This is a genomic window from Paractinoplanes rishiriensis, assembly GCF_016862375.1.
GTDB classification, from domain to species: Bacteria; Actinomycetota; Actinomycetes; order Mycobacteriales; family Micromonosporaceae; genus Actinoplanes; species Actinoplanes rishiriensis.
Window position 1 is genome coordinate 20,670 of the sequence record NZ_BOMV01000035.1, and the last position, 15,117, is coordinate 35,786.

Consider the following 15,117-nt stretch of genomic DNA (forward strand, 5'->3'; position numbering starts at 1 on the left):
CAAACCTTATTGGTTCGGTGCCGGGGCCGCTCCTTGTACCCCGCCGCCTGTGGATAACGTCGGCACCGCGGGGCGCAGGCGCTGCCGGCTGACCGCCGCGCCGGCCGTGCTCCGCTCGGGCAACGCGCCGTGCGCCCGCAGGAACCCGTCCACCGCCTGCTGCCAGCCGAACCCCTCGGCCCGGGTGCGCGCGGCCGCACGTCGCTGCGCCTCGGGCCGCGCCATCAGGACGCGTACCCCCTCGGCGAAAGCCTCCCCGGTGCCCGGCACCGCCACGCCGGCGTCACCCACCACCTCAGGCAGCGCGCTTGTCTCGTTGACCACCACGGGCGTGCCGCAGGCCAGCGCCTCGAGCGCGGCCAGGCCGAACGTCTCCACCGGACCCGGCGACACCACCACGTCGGCGCTGGCGAGCAGCGCGGCGACGGCGGCCCGGTCGGCGATGTGCCCGGCGAAGCGCACCGGCAGCCGGGCCGCCCGGTAGGCCAATGCGGCCCGGCGGGCGCCGTCACCGGCCACCACCAGGACGGCCGGAGCCTTGTTGGTGCGCAGGGCCGCCACCGCGTCGACCGCCAGCTCGGGCCGCTTCACCGCGGACAGCCGGCTGCAGAACACCACCATGAGCTCGTCGGGACGGGCGTAGCGGGCCCGGACCGCGGCGTCGGCCCGGCTCGGATGGAACGCCTCCAGGTCGACCCCGAGCGGGACCTCGACCAGGTTGGGGACGCCCAGGCGGCGGAACTCGGCGGCCGCGAACGCGGTGGTGCACACGATGGTGTCGAACGTCTCGGCGGTGCGCAGGTTGAGCCGGTCGGCCAGCGAGTCGCGCTTGGGCATGCCCCAGACGCCGAGCAGCGCGGCGAGACTCTCGTGCGACACCATCATCGAGCCGACGCCGCGCTGCCGGGCCCAGCGGCCGGTCCAGCGCAGGGTGGCCCGGTCGGACACCTCGATGCGGTCCGGCTCGAGCTCGTCGAGCAAGCGGGTGAGCTGACGGCGCCGGGCCATGACCCGGAAGCCCCCGGTGCGCGGCAGCGGCGCGCTGGCCAGCGTGATGACACGGCCCTGCGAGGTCATTGTGTCGGAGGCTTCGCGGCCGGGGACGATCAGCACCGCCTCGTGACCGGCCCGCTGGTAGCCCTCACCGAGCTGACGCAGGGCGGTGCGAAGCCCACCAGAGTGCGTCGTCACGAAGTTGGCCAGGCGAACGATGCGCATGCAGCAAACTCCAAGCGTCCACGATCCGGTGGTGGTGCCACGGTGCTCGATCCGACCCCCGCACCCGGTCCGGGCTCAGAGATCGTAGCGGGCGCCAGGCCGTACGACCTCAACCGGCCCGGCGAACGCGGCGGTGGCCGCATCCACAATAGATGCCTCGGAGAACCATGCAGGTATCAAATGGGTGAGTAACAGTCGTCCGACGTCGGCCTTGGTGGCCGCCTCGCCCGCTTCGCCGCCGGTCAGGTGCAGGCCGGGCGGATTGTCGGCACCGTCCAGGTAGCTTGCCTCACACAGGAACAGGTCGGCGCCGGCCGCCAGGCGCAGCAGCGGTTCGCACGGGGCGGTGTCCGACGAGTACGTGATCACCCGTCCGCCGTGCTCGATGCGTACGCCATAAGTCTCGATCGGATGGTTGACCCGGTCCACCGTGACCTGAAAGGGCCCGATCGGGAAGGTGCCCGGCTGGAGGCCGTAAAAGGTGTAAACGTCGTCGACCGACTCATTGTCCGAGCTGTACGCCGCGGAGATCCGTTCGGCGGCACCGAGCGGCGCATAGACGGGCAGAGCGGGCTTGGCACCGGTCGGGTCATAGCGACGAACCACCACATAGAGGCACGCATCCAGCATGTGGTCACTGTGCAGATGGGTGAGGACGATCGCATCGATGGAGTTCGGGTCGGAGTACCGCTGCAGAGCCGAGAGAGAACCCGATCCGAAATCAATCAGGAGCCGGAAGCCCTCAGCCTCGACGAGGTAGGCGGAACAAGCCGACTCGGGGCCGGGAAAACTGCCGGCACAGCCGAGAACGGTCAGTCGCATGCGGGTCCCTTTGCCTCACGCTGGGTCGTCCACGCCCCGCTGGACCGGTCCGTGGCGGCGTCGTCAGACCAGTCAATCACGGAGCGAAGCGTACGTCGGGACCTGCGACCCCTGTAAACGTCTGATCGATTTGTCGCTAAATCGACAACGTACATCACACCGCCCGTGACCTCGGTCATTAGCTCAATTCCCGTTACGTCCGGTGAGTCGTTTGCGTTGCACAAAGTGAGGACTTCTAGGGACGGAACAGACGGAGGCAGCGTGACAACGGTCGAGCAGAACCGCGGCACGCGGACCGAGGCGGCAGAGATCATGCCGTTCGGTGGCTGGGAGAGTACACCGGCCGCCGAGGTATTCGGTGACCGCAAGACGCTCTTCCGCTTTCCGGCCGCTGACGATCCAGCACCGGCACCCGGACGCCTGCTCGCCATGGCCCTTTTCGGCGCCGCGCTCGGCCTAGCGGGCGTCGGTGTGGGGCTGCGTGCAATGGTCACGGTAATCGGCGGCGCGGCCTTCTGGTACGTCCCGGTGCTGTCCTTTTTCGGACTCATCAGCGTGGCTCTGGCGGTCGGATCGTTCCTCTCCATCCACCGCCCGACACTGCCCTGGGCACTCCTGATCGCCGCGACGATTCCGCTCACGATCGACATTCTGGTGGCGGCCCTCTACTGAGGCCGCCCCATCACGCCCAGAGTTGCCCTTCGAGGGCTTCTTCGGCCTCGTTGAGGGTGCCGCCGTAGGCACCGGTCGACAGATATTTCCAACCGCCGTCAGCGATCACAAACGCCACATCGGCCCGGCGGCCGGCCTTGACCGCCTCGTGCGCCACGGCCAGTGCCGCGTGCAGGATGGCGCCGCTGGAGAAGCCGGCGAAGATGCCCTCCACCTCGACCAGCTGGCGGGTGCGCAGGACGGCGTCGCGGGTGCCCACCGAGAAGCGGCGGTCCAGCACGGTGGCGTCGTACAGCTCGGGCACGTAGCCCTCGTCGATGTTGCGCAGCCCGTACACCAGCTCGCCGTACCGTGGCTCGGCCGCGACGATCTGAATGCCGGCGACCTTCTCCTTCAGATACCGACCGGTGCCCATCAGCGTGCCGGTGGTGCCCAGGCCGGCCACGAAGTGGGTGACGGTGGGCAGGTCGTGCAGCAGCTCGGGGCCGGTGGTCTCGTAGTGCGCCCGGGCGTTGGCCTGGTTGCCGTACTGGAACAGCATCTTCCAGTCGGGGTGCTCGGCGGCGATCTGCTTGGCGGTGGCGACGGCCTGGTTGGAGCCGCCCGCGGCCGGCGAAAAGATGATCTCCGCGCCGTACATGCGCAGCAGCTGGATCCGCTCGGCCGAGACGTTCTCGGGCATCACGCAGACCAGTCGGTACCCGCGCAGCTTGGCCACCATGGCCAGCGCGATGCCGGTGTTGCCGCTGGTCGGCTCGAGAATGGTGTCGCCCGGGCGCAGGTGGCCGGACTCCTCGGCCTCGCGCACCATGAACAGCGCCGGACGGTCCTTGACGCTGCCGGTGGGGTTGCGGTCCTCGAGCTTGGCCCAGAGCCGCACCGGCGGTGCCCCGTCGGGCACCGTCGGCGATAGCCGGGGCAGGCCGACAAGCGGCGTGCCCCCACAGGCGTCCAGCAGGCTCTCGAAGCGAGCCATCGTGTTACTTGCCTTCAGTCCGATTAAGGGTGGCGGCGGGGCGGTTGGACGGGCGGGCGCTGCCGAGCAACGCGGCAGCCGCCGCGAAGCCCAGAGCTCCGCCCGCCACCGCCGGCAGGATGGTGACCGAGTCGCCGTCGCTGAGCTTGGCGTCGAGCGCGCCCAGGAAGCGGACGTCCTCGTCGTTGATGTAGATGTTGACGAACCGGTGCAGCCCGCCCTCGGGCGTGATCAGCCGGCCCTTGAGGCCGCTGTGCTTGGCGTCCAGGTCGTCGATCAGCTCGGTGAGCGTGGCGCCGCCACCCTCGACGACCTTGGCGCCGCCGGTGTAGCTGCGCAGGATGGTGGGAACGCGAACTTCGATAGCCATGACGGTGAATGCTCCTGAGTAAGGGTCGAACGTCGGGAAGGGATCTGCCGGAGTGTCGTCAGCGACACTCGTAGACCACCGACACGGGGCTCTGCCCGAACAGGCACGGCTGCACAACGCTCACACTCACGCGTCCACCGTCGCATCCACGATGTTGATCTCTTCCTCGGCCACCACACCGTCCACGATGCGGAACGACCGGATCTCCTCCGAGTCCGGCTCACGAGTCGACACGAGCAGGTAATGCGCATGCGGTTCGCCGGCGAACGAAATGTCCGTCCGAGAAGGGTACGCCTCGGTCGCGGTGTGCGAGTGGTAGATGACGACCGGTTCCTCGTCGTTGTCATCCATCTCGCGCCACACCCGCAGCTGCTCCATGGAGTCGAACTCGTAGAACGTCATCGACCGGGCGGCGTTGTCCATCGGGATCAGCCGGGTCGGCAGGTCACCGCCGGCCGGGCCGGCGACCACGCCACAGGCCTCGTCCGGGTGGTCCCGGCGAGCATGGGCGACGATCGCGTCGACGATCGCGCTGTCGATGGTCAGCACGTCGTTCACATTACCGTGAGATTTCCACGGACCCGGCGTGGCCGTGCCCACACTCACTTGATCTCGGGCAGCGCATTCAGCAAAGACTCCTGTAGATATCCCAGGTATGCGTACACGCTGAGCTGGAACACCCGGCTCGAGCCCGGGTCGTGGATCACGGCCCGCTCGAGTTCCTCGCTGAGATCGGTGTCGGCGCTGATGTCGAGCCGGGTGCCCATCGCCAGCCGGGCGTCGTTGATGGCCCGCAACCAGGCCTCCGCCGCCTCGCCGTCCAGGCGTACCTCGCCCGCGCCCTCATCCGGCAGTGCCGCGAGAATGGCACCTGCCTGATCGATCTTGCCGGTTTTCAGCTCGCCCTCGGTGTAGAGGCGGAACTCGGCCGAGTCGTCGGGGCGGTCCGGATAGATGTCCGGGAACAGCCGGGACACCACCGGATCGGTGTGGTCCATGCCGTCGGTCAGCAGGCCCACCACCTCGCCGGCGACCTTGCGCAGCACGCGCACCTCGTCGACCGCGAACGTGGCAACGCACTGTGCGCCGTTGCGTCGGAACATCTGCCCTCTCCCGCCGGTGTTCAGGCCCGGTCCACCGTCGCCCAGAGACCGTATCCGTGCAGCCGGTTGGCGTCCATCTCCATGCGCTCGCGCGCGCCGGAGGACACCACGGCCCTGCCCTTGGTGTGCACGTCCAGCATCAGCTGCTCGGCCCTCTCCCGGCTGTAGCCGAACAACTTCTGGAAAACCCAGGTCACGTACGACATGAGATTCACCGGATCGTCCCAGACGATGGTCACCCAGGGGGTGTCGTCGACGGGTGCCTCCTCGACCTCCGGTGTCTCGACGGGAGCAACCTGTGGCAACGCCATGACCCCCATGTTGCCACCGGTTTCGCCGCATCGGTGAACCGGAGCGCCGAACCGCAGGTCAACGCACCGTTAGTAAGGGGCGCTCCCGGCGCAATAGGGTGATGGGGTGAACACCTTCGCCCCCGCGTTGATGACCGACCAGTACGAGCTGACGATGGTCAGCGCCGCCCTGCGCGACGGCACGGCCGATCGACAATGCGTGTTCGAGGTGTTCGCCCGCCGGCTGCCCACCGGCCGGCGCTACGGCGTGGTCGCCGGACCGGGCCGGCTGGTCGAGTTGCTGCACGACTTCCGGTTCCGGTCCGAGGAGATCGACTTCCTGCGCAGGGCGCAGATCGTCGACGAGAGCACCGCGGAGTGGCTGACGGCCTATCGCTTCACCGGAGACATCGACGGGTACGCCGAGGGCGAACTGTTCTTCCCGGGCTCCCCGATCATGACGGTCTCCGGCACCTTCGCCGAGTGCGTGGTGCTCGAGACGCTCATCCTTTCGGTGCTCAACCACGACTGCGCCATCGCGGCCGGAGCGGCCCGGATGGTCACCGCGGCGCGCGGCCGGCCGATCATCGAGATGGGATCGCGGCGTACCCACGAGAACGCGGCCGTCGCGGCGGCGCGGGCGGCCTACCTGGCGGGCTTCGCGTCCACCTCCAACCTGGCCGCGGGAGCGCTCTACGGCATACCCACCACGGGCACCTCGGCGCACGCGTTCACCCTGCTGCACGACGACGAGCCGGCCGCCTTCGCGTCCCAGGTGGCGGCCCTCGGCAAAAACACCACACTGCTGGTCGACACGTATGACATCGCGCAGGGCATCCGGAACGCGATCGCGGTGGCCGGCCCCGGCCTGCGCGCCGTCCGGATCGACTCCGGCGACCTGTCGGTGCTGGCCCAGCACTCCCGCGAGTTGCTCGACTCGCTCGGCGCCGCGGACACCAAGATCATCGTGTCCGGCGACATGGACGAGTACGCGATCGCCACGCTCGCCGCCGAACCGGTCGACCTGTACGGCGCCGGCACCGCGGTGGTCACCGGCTCCGGCGCGCCGACCGCCGGCCTGGTCTACAAACTGGTCGAGGTCGAGGGCAAGCCGGTGGTCAAGCGCTCGGAAAACAAAGCCACGGTCGGCGGCCGCAAGACCGCGGTGCGCCGGCACAAGCCCACCGGCACGGCGACCGAGGAGATCATCGTCTCCCAGGGTGTGCCCGACCACTCCGCCAACGATCGCCTATTGCAGAGGTCGTACGTGGTGGCCGGCGACGTGCTCGAGCCGCCCACCCTCCAGGAGTCCCGCGACCACCTGCGGCAGTGCCTCATCTCGATACCGTGGGAGGGGCTCAAGCTCTCGGCCGGCGACCCGGCCATCCCCGTCACCATCGTCCCGACCGTTTAGGAGTTGCCGTGGCCCGCGCTCTGATCATCGTCGACGTCCAGAACGACTTCTGCGAGGGCGGCTCGCTGCCGGTGACCGGCGGCGCCGCGGTCGCGGCCGGCGTCTCGCAGGCCCTCGCCGAGGGTGCCACCAGGTGGGACCACGTGGTGGCCACCAAGGATTGGCACATCGATCCGGGTGCGCACTTCAGCGATCACCCGGACTACCTGGACTCCTGGCCGGCGCACTGTGTGGTCGGCTCGTCCGGCGCCGAGTTCCACCCGTCGCTGGTCACCGAGCGGATCGAGGCGGTCTTCCACAAGGGCGAGCACAAGGCGGCCTACTCCGGCTTCGAGGGCCACAACGACCAGGGCGAGACCCTGGCGGCCTGGCTGCGAGAGCGCGAGGTCACCGAGGTCGACCTGGTCGGCATCGCCACCGACCACTGCGTACGCGCGACCGCGCTGGACGCCCGCGCCGAGGGCTTCACCACCACGGTCCTGCTCGACCTGACCGCCGGTGTGTCCGAGGGCACCACCGAGGCGGCCCTGGCCGAGTTCCGCACGGCGTCGATCCAGGTCGCGAATTCCTGATCTGTCGTACCCCCGAGGCAGTATGTCCTGCGGAGGTCAGGAACCATGCTGCTCAAGCCCTACCGGGACACGCTCGCGCTCCCCCGCATCAAATCGCTGCTAGCCGTCGCGACGCTGGCCCGCATCCCGATCGCGGCCAGCGCGGTCGTGCTCACGCTGCACGTCGTCACCGACCTTGGTCGCGGCTACGGCGCCGCGGGCCTGATCGGCGCGGCGTTCACGGTCGGCGGTTCGGTGGGCGCCCCCGTGATGGGCCGCCTGGTCGACCGCCGCGGCCTGCGCCCGGTGCTGGTCCTCACCACGATCGCCGAGGTCATCTTCTGGTCCGTGGCCCAGGCTGTGCCGTACTGGACCCTGTTTCTGATGGCTTTGCTGGGTGGCTTCCTGGCCCTGCCCGCCTTCGCGGTGGCCCGCCAGTCGATCGCAGCCCTGACCACCGAGTCCCAGCGCCTCCCCGCCTTCGCCCTAGATTCGATCACCACCGAGATCTCGTTCATGGCCGGCCCCGCCCTGGGCGTCCTGATCGCCACCACGGCAGGCTCCCGCGCCGCGATGCTGGCCATCGGCGCCGGCATCCTGGTCTCCGGCGTGGGCCTGTGGCTGCTGAACCCACCGGTGCGCGCCGCACACGAGGCCCCCATCGAGGCAGGCGTTCGGGTCCCCCGCCGCACCTGGCTCCGCCCCCGCTTCATAGCCGTCCTGGCCGTGACGCTGGCCGCGACCCTGGTCCTGGCCGGCACCGACGTGACGGTGGTGGCAGTCCTGCGCGAAAACGGCGAACTCCCCTGGACCGGCCTGGTGATGTCGCTGTGGGCGTTCTACTCCCTGCTGGGCGGCTTCGCCTACGGCACGATGCACCGCCGCCTGCCCGCGGTGGCCCTGCTGACCCCGATGGCCGTGCTCACCGTGGCGGTGGCCCTGGGCTCCGCCCACTGGTGGCTGCTGGCCATCCTGCTGCTCCCGTGCGGCGCCCTGTGCGCCCCCACGATCACCGCAAGCGCCGACGCCGTGAGCCGCATGACCCCTGCCTCGGCCCGAGGCGAGGCGATGGGCTTGCACAACTCATCCTTGACCGTCGGCGTCGCCTTGGGCGGCCCACTGGCCGGCTTGGCCGCCGACACGTGGTCCCCCGCGTGGGGCTTCGTAGCGGTAGGCGGCGTGGGCACCCTGATAGCCGCAGCAGTCCTCCTCCTGGAACTACACCACCGCCGCCACCCCGACCCACCCTCAGCCCTATCCGCCACCGCACCCGCCGACCTCCCGGTCCCGGCCGCCAGAGCCACCGAGCCCGCCACCTTGGCCAACACCATGAACGCCCAATCCACCCGCCCCTGACCACTCCCATCCCGCCGCCCAGCATGATCTTGCGGAGTTGGTGCGCTCCGGCAACGCGAATTCGACACTCCTGAGGCCCGGCCGGCTGGGCAGCCGCCGATCTGGAATTCGCGTTCGCGGATTGCGGCAGGTCGACAAGATTGACGGCCGTGCGCGGCCGCGGTTGCTCAACCCCTGCCTATCGGCGGCGGAAATCGGGTTGTGAGCGTTTCGGCACGCTCCTGTACGATCGTACTTGTACGAACGTACAAGAAGAGGTGTCACCGTGCCGTACGTGTTTTTGATGGCTGCTATCGCCTTTGAGATTGCGGCCACCAGCCTGATGAAGTCGACCGAGGGGTTCACGAAGTTGTGGCCCACCCTGGCCTGCCTGTCGGGCTACGCGATTTCGCTGCTCGCGCTCTCCCAGGCCGTCAAGGGCGTGCCGGTCGGCGTGGCCTACGCGCTGTGGTCGGCCCTCGGCACCGCGGCCATCGTTGCGATCGGCGCCGCCTTCCTCGGCGAGCCGATCACCGTGGTCAAGGTCGCCGGCATCAGCCTGATCATCGCGGGCGTGGTCACTCTCAACCTCGGCGGTGCGCATTGAGTTCCCTGCCGGGGGCTACCCGGCCGGCCCGGCGCACTCGCGATCCGCAGGCTCGGCGGGAAGCGCTGGCGGCCGCCGTCCTCGAGGTCATCGCCGAGAACGGGATCGGGCGGACCACCCACCGCGCGGTGGCGGCGCGGGCGGAACTGCCGCTGGGCGCCACCACCTACTACTTTCCGACGCTCGACGCGCTGATCGCGGCGGGGCTGGAGCGGGCGGCCGCGGCGCAGGATGCCGATCTCCAGCTGTGGGCGGAGCGGCTCGGCGGGACGACCGATCTGGCGGGGACGCTGGTTGCGCTCACCGCGGACTATCTGGCCGACCGCCAAAGAGCACAGATCGAGTACGAGTTGTGCGTCGCGGCCGCCCGGGATGTGGCCCTGCGCCCCCTCGCGAGCCAATGGCTGGACGGGGTGCACAGCCTCCTCGAGCCCCGGGTCGGCAGTGCGGCGGCCCGCAACATCTCGGCACTGCTCGACGGGGCCATGCTCCAGGTGCTGGTCACCGGCTCGGAACTGGACGCCGAAGGCCTGGCCAACGCGATCCGGCGACTGGCCGCAGCCTAGATCGAACGGGCCAGCCGGAACGAGACGTCGTCAACCGTGAAGTCCGGATGACTGCGCCGGCGCACCGAGGCGCGGCAACTCCAGTGCTCGTCGAACCAGCCGCCACCCCGCAGCACCCGGTAGGACCCGTAGACCTCGGCGTCGTACACATCCCAGCACCAGTCCCACGTGTTGCCGAGCATGTCGTACAGCCCCCAGGCATTCGGCAGCTTCCCGCCAGGCTCGTGCAGCCGCTCGCCGGAATTGTCCCGATACCAGGCAATCTTCCCGAGTTCGCCATAGCGCGGCTCAGCGGTGCCGGCCCGGCAGGCGTGCTCCCACTCCGCCTCGGTGGGCAGCCGGTAACCGTCCGCCGCCTCGTCCCAGACAACCGATTCGCCATCGATCAGGTACGGCGGGGCAAGCCCCTCACGCTCCGACAACGAGTTGCAAAATCGAACCGCGTCCCACCACGACACGTTGACGGCAGGCAGCCGCCCGGCCCGCCCTTCAGCCGAGGCAGAGGGACCGGCCAACGCAGAAGGCCCGCCGGCGGACGGATCGGCCGGTGAGCGGGTGTCGTGGCCGTACCGCAAATTGGTTGTCACCGGGACCGCGGCCAAGTGGAAGGGGCGCAGGTCCACCTGCCAGCGACGCTGTAGGCGGCGGTCGGAGAGGAGCACTCGGCCGGGTGGGATGGGGAGCAGCTCGCGGCCGGTGAGGATGGTGGTCATCGTGGCGGTATGCGGAACGGCCCGCTCCGGGCGGGAGCGGGCCGTTGGCACTTGCTAGCGGTCGCGGTCGGAGGCTATGTCTTCGGCGTAGGTGGCGCCGCCGTCGGACTCGCTGGTCAGCGGGCGGGCGCCGCCCTCGGGCGGGCCGGCCAGGGACTGCTCGCCGGCGGCCAGTTCGGGGAACTTGGCATCGAAGGCGGGGCGCTCCGAGCGGATGCGGGGCATGCGGTCGAAGTTGCGCAGCGGGGGCGGGCTCGACGTGGCCCACTCCAGCGAGTTGCCGTGGCCCCACGGGTCGTCGACCGTCACCACCTGGCCGACCTTGTAGGACTTCCAGCAGTTGTAGAGGAACGGCAGCGTGGACAGGCCCAGCACGAACGAACCGATCGTGGAGAACATGTTCAGGAACGTGAAGCCGTCGCTCGGCAGGTAGTCGGCGTACCGGCGGGGCATGCCCTCGGTGCCGAGCCAGTGCTGCACCAGGAAGGTGGCGTGGAAGCCGAGGAACGTGAGCCAGAAGTGCAGCTTGCCGAGGCGGTCGTCGAGCATCCGGCCGAACATCTTGGGGAACCAGAAGTAGATGCCGGCGAACACCGCGAACACGATCGTGCCGAACAGCACGTAGTGGAAGTGCGCGATGACGAAGTAGGAGTCGCTCACGTGGAAGTCGATCGGCGGGGAGGCCAGCAGCACGCCGGACAGGCCGCCGAACAGGAACGTCACCAGGAAGCCGAGCGCGAACATCATCGGCGTCTCGAAGCTGATCTGGCCGCGCCACATGGTGCCGATCCAGACGAAGAACTTCATGCCGGTGGGCACCGCGATCAGGAAGCTCAGGAAGCTGAAGAACGGCAGCAGCACCTGGCCGGTGGCGAACATGTGATGCGCCCACACCGACATGGACAGCGCCGCGATCAGCAGGGTGGCCGAGACCAGACCCTTGTAGCCGAAGACGGGCTTGCGGCTGAAGACCGGGATGACCTCGGTGATGATGCCGAAGAACGGCAGCGCGATGATGTACACCTCGGGGTGGCCGAAGAACCAGAAGAGGTGCTGCCACAGCATCGGCCCGCCGGTCTCCACGTCGAACACGTGGGCGCCGAGCACGCGGTCGGCGGCGAGGGCGAACAGCGCGGCGGCCAGGAACGGGAAGACCATGATCACCAGCAGGCTGGTGACCAGGATGTTCCAGGTCATGATCGGCATCCGGAACATGGTCATGCCGGGCGCCCGCAGGGTCAGGATCGTGGTGATCATGTTGACCCCGCCGAGGATGGTGCCCAGGCCGGACAGCGCCAGGCCGACCACCCACATGTTGCCGCCGATGCCCGGCGAGTGCAGCGAGTCGCTCAGCGGCGTGTACGCGAACCAGCCGAAGTCGGCCGCACCACCCGGGGTCAGGAAGCCGCAGATGGTGATCGTGCCGCCGAACAGGTAGAGCCAGTAGGCGAACGAGTTGAGCCGCGGGAAGGCCACATCGGGCGCGCCGATCTGGATCGGCACCACGAAGTTCGCGAAGGCGAACACGATCGGCGTCGCGAAGAACAGCAGCATGATCGTGCCGTGCATCGTGAACAGCTGGTTGTACTGCTCGGGCGAGAGCATCTGCATGCCCGGACGGGCCAGCTCAGCTCGCATGAGCAGCGCCATCAGGCCGCCCAGCAGGAAGAACACGAAGGACGTGATCATGTACATGATCCCGATTTGCTTCGCATCCGTCGTGCGCAGAGCCCGGGCGAGTGCCGAGCCCTTGACCTGCCGCCGGACCGGGTAGGGCCGGGTCACGATCGGCTTAGGCGCAACGGTCGTCACGAATAGCCTCCGTTGTCTCGTTTGTCCCACTCAGTACGTCTGAAGGGAAAGACGCACCTCGCAGGCAGAATAGTCCCCGGCCCACCCCCTCCGGGCGCGGGGTTGCCAAAGAGGTGATCGAGGTCAGGGCGCGGGGTGCCACGCAGGCGCGGGCTCCAGGCAGGAGCACACCACAGTGGCGATGGAGGTCAGGAGGCCCGGTGACGCGATCGGACGCAACCGGGGCAAGGGCCGCGCGGCGGCTCCAAAGAGGCCCGTGAGGCCAGCGCGGAAGCCGGGCCGGGCACCCGCCGGCGAGTTGAGGCCGGCGAGCCTCAGACTGGAGGGACCAGGGGGCGGTAATGCTCCGCGAAGATGCGCAAGCCTCGCCGGCGCAGCATCGGGTCGCGCAGTGCTGGGGGGACGTCGCGGGTGCGGTCGCGTTCGCGGGTGCGGTCGCGGACGGCGCCGCAGCGGGGGCGACGGCGGAGTTCGTAGGCGTACAGGGCGGCGGGGACGTCGCCGCCGGTGCGTTTCAGCTCGTCGCCCAGGACCACGGCGTCCTCGAACGACATGGCGGCGCCCTGGGCCAGCGTGGGCGCGGTCGCGTGGGCCGCGTCGCCGACCAGCAGGACCGGGCCGCGGGACCAGGAGTCGATCACGACCTCGTCGGTGCGGGCTACCGAGACTTTTTCGACGGCTGACAGGATCGCCGGGACCGGGCCGCCGAACGATGCGAAGATGTTTCGCAGGTGGGCCCGCGGGTCGTCGGGGTTGGGCGCGTCCGGTGCTGTCTCGTCGGCCAGGCAGTAGAGCTTGCGGCCGCCCATCGGCATGGCCACGAAGGAGGACCGCCGGCCGAGCAACGCGGTCCAGTCGCTGAGCGGGGGCCCGCCAGTGACGACCGAGCGGTAGACGATCTGGCCGGTCGGCACCGCGGCACCGCCCAGGCCGGCCTTCGCCCGGATCGTCGAGCGGCGGCCGTCGGCGCCGATGACCAGGTCGTACTCGGCGACGCTGCCGTCGCCGAACTCGACCTTGGCGGCGCCGTCGAAGATCTCCAGGTCGCGGACGGACGTCTCGTACCGGACTTCGCCGCCCACCCCGGTGAGCAGCACCTGCTGGAGGTCGGCCCGGGACATGGCGCGGGACTCGCCGACACCGGCCCACAGGCCGGCCACGTCCATCTCGAACAGCTGGCGGCCGCGGGAGTCGAGGAAGACCTGACGGAAGATCAGGTCACCGAGGGGGCGCAACGGTGCGTCTAGGCCCAGCTGGCGCAGCGCCCGCGAGGCGTTGCCCGGCAGGTAGATGCCCGCGCCCGGCGACATGGTCGCGGGAAGCTCCTCGACCACGTCCGGCCGGTACCCGGCGAGCCGCAGCGCCCGAGCGGTGGCCAATCCGGCAATTCCGGCGCCCACCACGAGGATGCGCAAGGTCATCGCGGCACTGCCTCCCAGCGGTCGGACACGCGTCGGAGCCAGAACACTACCCGGTGCCACCGGCGCGGAAAACCCTCGATCATGGACGCGTCCGATTTGTTCAAGACGGCGCGAACCGCCGCCCGTAGCGTCGGCCGCATGACTCCGAAACTCAACGGGATCGGCCTCGCAGTGGCCGACATGGCAACCTCCCTTGCCTTCTATCGTCGTCTGGGGCTGGAGTTCCCGCCCGGGGCGGACCGCGAACCGCACGCCGAAGTGGAACTGCCCGGCGGCATCCGGCTGATGGTCGACACGGTCGCGTCACTCCAGTCGTTCGATCCGTCCTTCACCGTGAGCAAGGACAAGGACGGGCCCAGCCTCGCCTTCCTCTGTGCGGACGCGGCCGAGGTGGACGCGGTCCACGCCGACCTCGTCGCGGCCGGCTATGTCAGCGTCAAGGAACCCTGGGACGCCGACTGGGGCCAGCGATATGCCCTGATCACCGACCCGGACGGCAACCAGGTGGATCTGTTCGCCTGGGTCAAGGCCCCGGGCTGAGCAACTCGCCGAGCGGGACGCCGGCCAGGGCACGGACCTCGCGCGCGAGGTGGGCCTGGTCGGCGTAGCCCGCCTCGGCCGAGACCGTGGCGAAGGGCGTCCCGGAGCGGGCCAGCCGGAGCGCGCGCTCGAGGCGGAACACCCGAGCCAGGGTCTTGGGGCCGTAGCCGAAGGCGGTGTGGCTGCGCCGCTGCAGCTGGCGCGGACTGAGGCCGCAGTCGTCGGCGATCGCGCCCACCGAACGGCCGGCCCGGGCCGCCTCGGCCAGCGCCACCATCGCCCGGTCAGGTGACTGCCAGCGCTCGCGGGCCGCCGCGGTCAGCGCGGCCAGCGGGTCGGCGGCCTCGGCGAGCGCCCGCACCGCAGCGGCCGGCCACAGCGCGTCGAGCGGCACCCGCTGGTCGACCACCTCGGACGCCGGCAGCCCGAGCACGCCCGGCCCGGTGCCCGAGCCGAACCGCAGCGCGACCATGCGGCTGCCCGGCGGCGGCCGGCCGACCTGGGCAATCGTGTCGGGACCGGCCACGAACACATGGCCGTCCTGCCAGATCAGATCGAGGCAGCCGTCCGGCAGGATGCGTTTCGGGCCCGCCCCCGGTGGCGTCACGCTCCACCAGGCCGTCACGTGCGGCAGGGCTGAGGCGAATTCCGAATACATGGGCCTACCCTGGCACGGGGGTACGACAGAAATTCGCGGGGAACAATGA

At 69.7% G+C, this 15,117-nt stretch carries 17 protein-coding genes and 1 pseudogene; 7 read left to right on the forward strand and 11 right to left on the reverse strand.

Annotated elements, in window-relative coordinates; translation table 11 throughout:
- Positions 1 to 6: 6 nt before the first annotated feature.
- Together Ari01nite_RS15905 and Ari01nite_RS15910 are read right to left on the reverse strand one after the other, a co-directional pair.
- The gene (locus Ari01nite_RS15905; RefSeq protein WP_203782024.1) at positions 7 to 1,218 is read right to left on the reverse strand and encodes a glycosyltransferase; all 1,212 of its coding nucleotides are present in this window, start codon (positions 1,216 to 1,218) and stop codon (positions 7 to 9) included.
- A gap of 75 nt (positions 1,219 to 1,293) precedes the next feature.
- Positions 1,294 to 2,040, reverse strand: a complete 747-nt coding sequence (locus Ari01nite_RS15910) for an MBL fold metallo-hydrolase (protein ID WP_203782025.1) — start codon at positions 2,038 to 2,040, stop codon at positions 1,294 to 1,296.
- A 261-nt stretch (positions 2,041 to 2,301) separates the two neighbouring features.
- Here Ari01nite_RS15910 and Ari01nite_RS15915 point away from each other — a divergent pair, with 261 nt between their 5' ends.
- The gene (locus Ari01nite_RS15915) at positions 2,302 to 2,712 is read left to right on the forward strand and encodes a hypothetical protein (RefSeq protein ID WP_203782026.1); all 411 of its coding nucleotides are present in this window, start codon (positions 2,302 to 2,304) and stop codon (positions 2,710 to 2,712) included.
- 10 nt (positions 2,713 to 2,722) lie between these two features.
- On the opposite strand, the gene Ari01nite_RS15920 is transcribed toward Ari01nite_RS15915, so the two are convergent.
- The 5 genes and pseudogenes from Ari01nite_RS15920 to clpS form a co-directional block, all read right to left on the reverse strand.
- Positions 2,723 to 3,688: a PLP-dependent cysteine synthase family protein gene (locus Ari01nite_RS15920; protein ID WP_203782027.1), complete on the reverse strand. Its 966-nt coding sequence runs from the start codon at positions 3,686 to 3,688 to the stop codon at positions 2,723 to 2,725.
- Between the two features lie 4 nt (positions 3,689 to 3,692).
- The gene (locus Ari01nite_RS15925) at positions 3,693 to 4,058 is read right to left on the reverse strand and encodes a MoaD/ThiS family protein (protein WP_203782028.1); all 366 of its coding nucleotides are present in this window, start codon (positions 4,056 to 4,058) and stop codon (positions 3,693 to 3,695) included.
- Positions 4,059 to 4,116: 58 nt separating this feature from the next.
- Positions 4,117 to 4,607, reverse strand: a pseudogene (locus tag Ari01nite_RS15930) (M67 family metallopeptidase).
- Between the two features lie 53 nt (positions 4,608 to 4,660).
- A complete protein-coding gene (locus tag Ari01nite_RS15935) occupies positions 4,661 to 5,206 on the reverse strand; it encodes a DUF2017 domain-containing protein (RefSeq protein ID WP_203782112.1) in 546 nt (181 codons plus the stop codon).
- Positions 5,182 to 5,472 (reverse strand): ATP-dependent Clp protease adapter ClpS, encoded by a 291-nt coding sequence (gene clpS, locus Ari01nite_RS15940; protein WP_203782111.1) that lies wholly within the window; start codon positions 5,470 to 5,472, stop codon positions 5,182 to 5,184. Before clpS ends, Ari01nite_RS15935 begins: the two co-directional genes overlap by 25 nt.
- A gap of 106 nt (positions 5,473 to 5,578) precedes the next feature.
- On the opposite strand from clpS, the gene Ari01nite_RS15945 reads away from it, so the two are divergent.
- The 5 genes from Ari01nite_RS15945 to Ari01nite_RS15965 all read left to right on the forward strand — a co-directional run bounded on the left by Ari01nite_RS15945 (position 5,579) and on the right by Ari01nite_RS15965 (position 9,924).
- On the forward strand, positions 5,579 to 6,865 hold the full coding sequence (locus tag Ari01nite_RS15945; RefSeq protein WP_203782030.1) for a nicotinate phosphoribosyltransferase: 1,287 nt from the start codon (positions 5,579 to 5,581) through the stop codon (positions 6,863 to 6,865).
- Between the two features lie 8 nt (positions 6,866 to 6,873).
- On the forward strand, positions 6,874 to 7,437 hold the full coding sequence (locus Ari01nite_RS15950) for a nicotinamidase (protein WP_203782031.1): 564 nt from the start codon (positions 6,874 to 6,876) through the stop codon (positions 7,435 to 7,437).
- A gap of 45 nt (positions 7,438 to 7,482) precedes the next feature.
- Positions 7,483 to 8,772 carry an MFS transporter gene (locus Ari01nite_RS15955; RefSeq protein WP_203782032.1) on the forward strand — a complete coding sequence of 430 codons (1,290 nt, stop codon included), beginning with the start codon at positions 7,483 to 7,485 and terminating at the stop codon, positions 8,770 to 8,772.
- A 265-nt stretch (positions 8,773 to 9,037) separates the two neighbouring features.
- Positions 9,038 to 9,358 carry a DMT family transporter gene (locus Ari01nite_RS15960; protein ID WP_203782033.1) on the forward strand — a complete coding sequence of 107 codons (321 nt, stop codon included), beginning with the start codon at positions 9,038 to 9,040 and terminating at the stop codon, positions 9,356 to 9,358.
- A complete protein-coding gene (locus tag Ari01nite_RS15965) occupies positions 9,355 to 9,924 on the forward strand; it encodes a TetR/AcrR family transcriptional regulator (RefSeq protein WP_203782034.1) in 570 nt (189 codons plus the stop codon). Before Ari01nite_RS15960 ends, Ari01nite_RS15965 begins: the two co-directional genes overlap by 4 nt.
- On the opposite strand, the gene Ari01nite_RS15970 is transcribed toward Ari01nite_RS15965, so the two are convergent.
- The 3 genes from Ari01nite_RS15970 to Ari01nite_RS15980 form a co-directional block, all read right to left on the reverse strand.
- Complete coding sequence (locus Ari01nite_RS15970; RefSeq protein WP_203782035.1) at positions 9,921 to 10,637, reverse strand: formylglycine-generating enzyme family protein; 717 nt, start codon at positions 10,635 to 10,637, stop codon at positions 9,921 to 9,923. The two genes, Ari01nite_RS15965 and Ari01nite_RS15970, sit on opposite strands and share 4 nt — an antisense overlap.
- Before the next feature lie 54 nt (positions 10,638 to 10,691).
- Positions 10,692 to 12,449, reverse strand: a complete 1,758-nt coding sequence (gene ctaD / locus Ari01nite_RS15975) for an aa3-type cytochrome oxidase subunit I (RefSeq protein WP_203782036.1) — start codon at positions 12,447 to 12,449, stop codon at positions 10,692 to 10,694.
- A 314-nt stretch (positions 12,450 to 12,763) separates the two neighbouring features.
- On the reverse strand, positions 12,764 to 13,870 hold the full coding sequence (locus tag Ari01nite_RS15980; protein WP_203782037.1) for an FAD-dependent monooxygenase: 1,107 nt from the start codon (positions 13,868 to 13,870) through the stop codon (positions 12,764 to 12,766).
- 138 nt (positions 13,871 to 14,008) lie between these two features.
- Here Ari01nite_RS15980 and Ari01nite_RS15985 point away from each other — a divergent pair, with 138 nt between their 5' ends.
- Positions 14,009 to 14,410, forward strand: coding sequence for a VOC family protein (locus Ari01nite_RS15985; protein ID WP_203782038.1), 402 nt, complete (start codon positions 14,009 to 14,011; stop codon positions 14,408 to 14,410).
- Here the strand turns inward: Ari01nite_RS15985 and Ari01nite_RS15990 are convergent.
- A complete protein-coding gene (locus Ari01nite_RS15990; RefSeq protein WP_203782039.1) occupies positions 14,394 to 15,068 on the reverse strand; it encodes a helix-turn-helix transcriptional regulator in 675 nt (224 codons plus the stop codon). The genes Ari01nite_RS15985 and Ari01nite_RS15990 overlap by 17 nt on opposite strands.
- Positions 15,069 to 15,117: the final 49 nt, after the last annotated feature.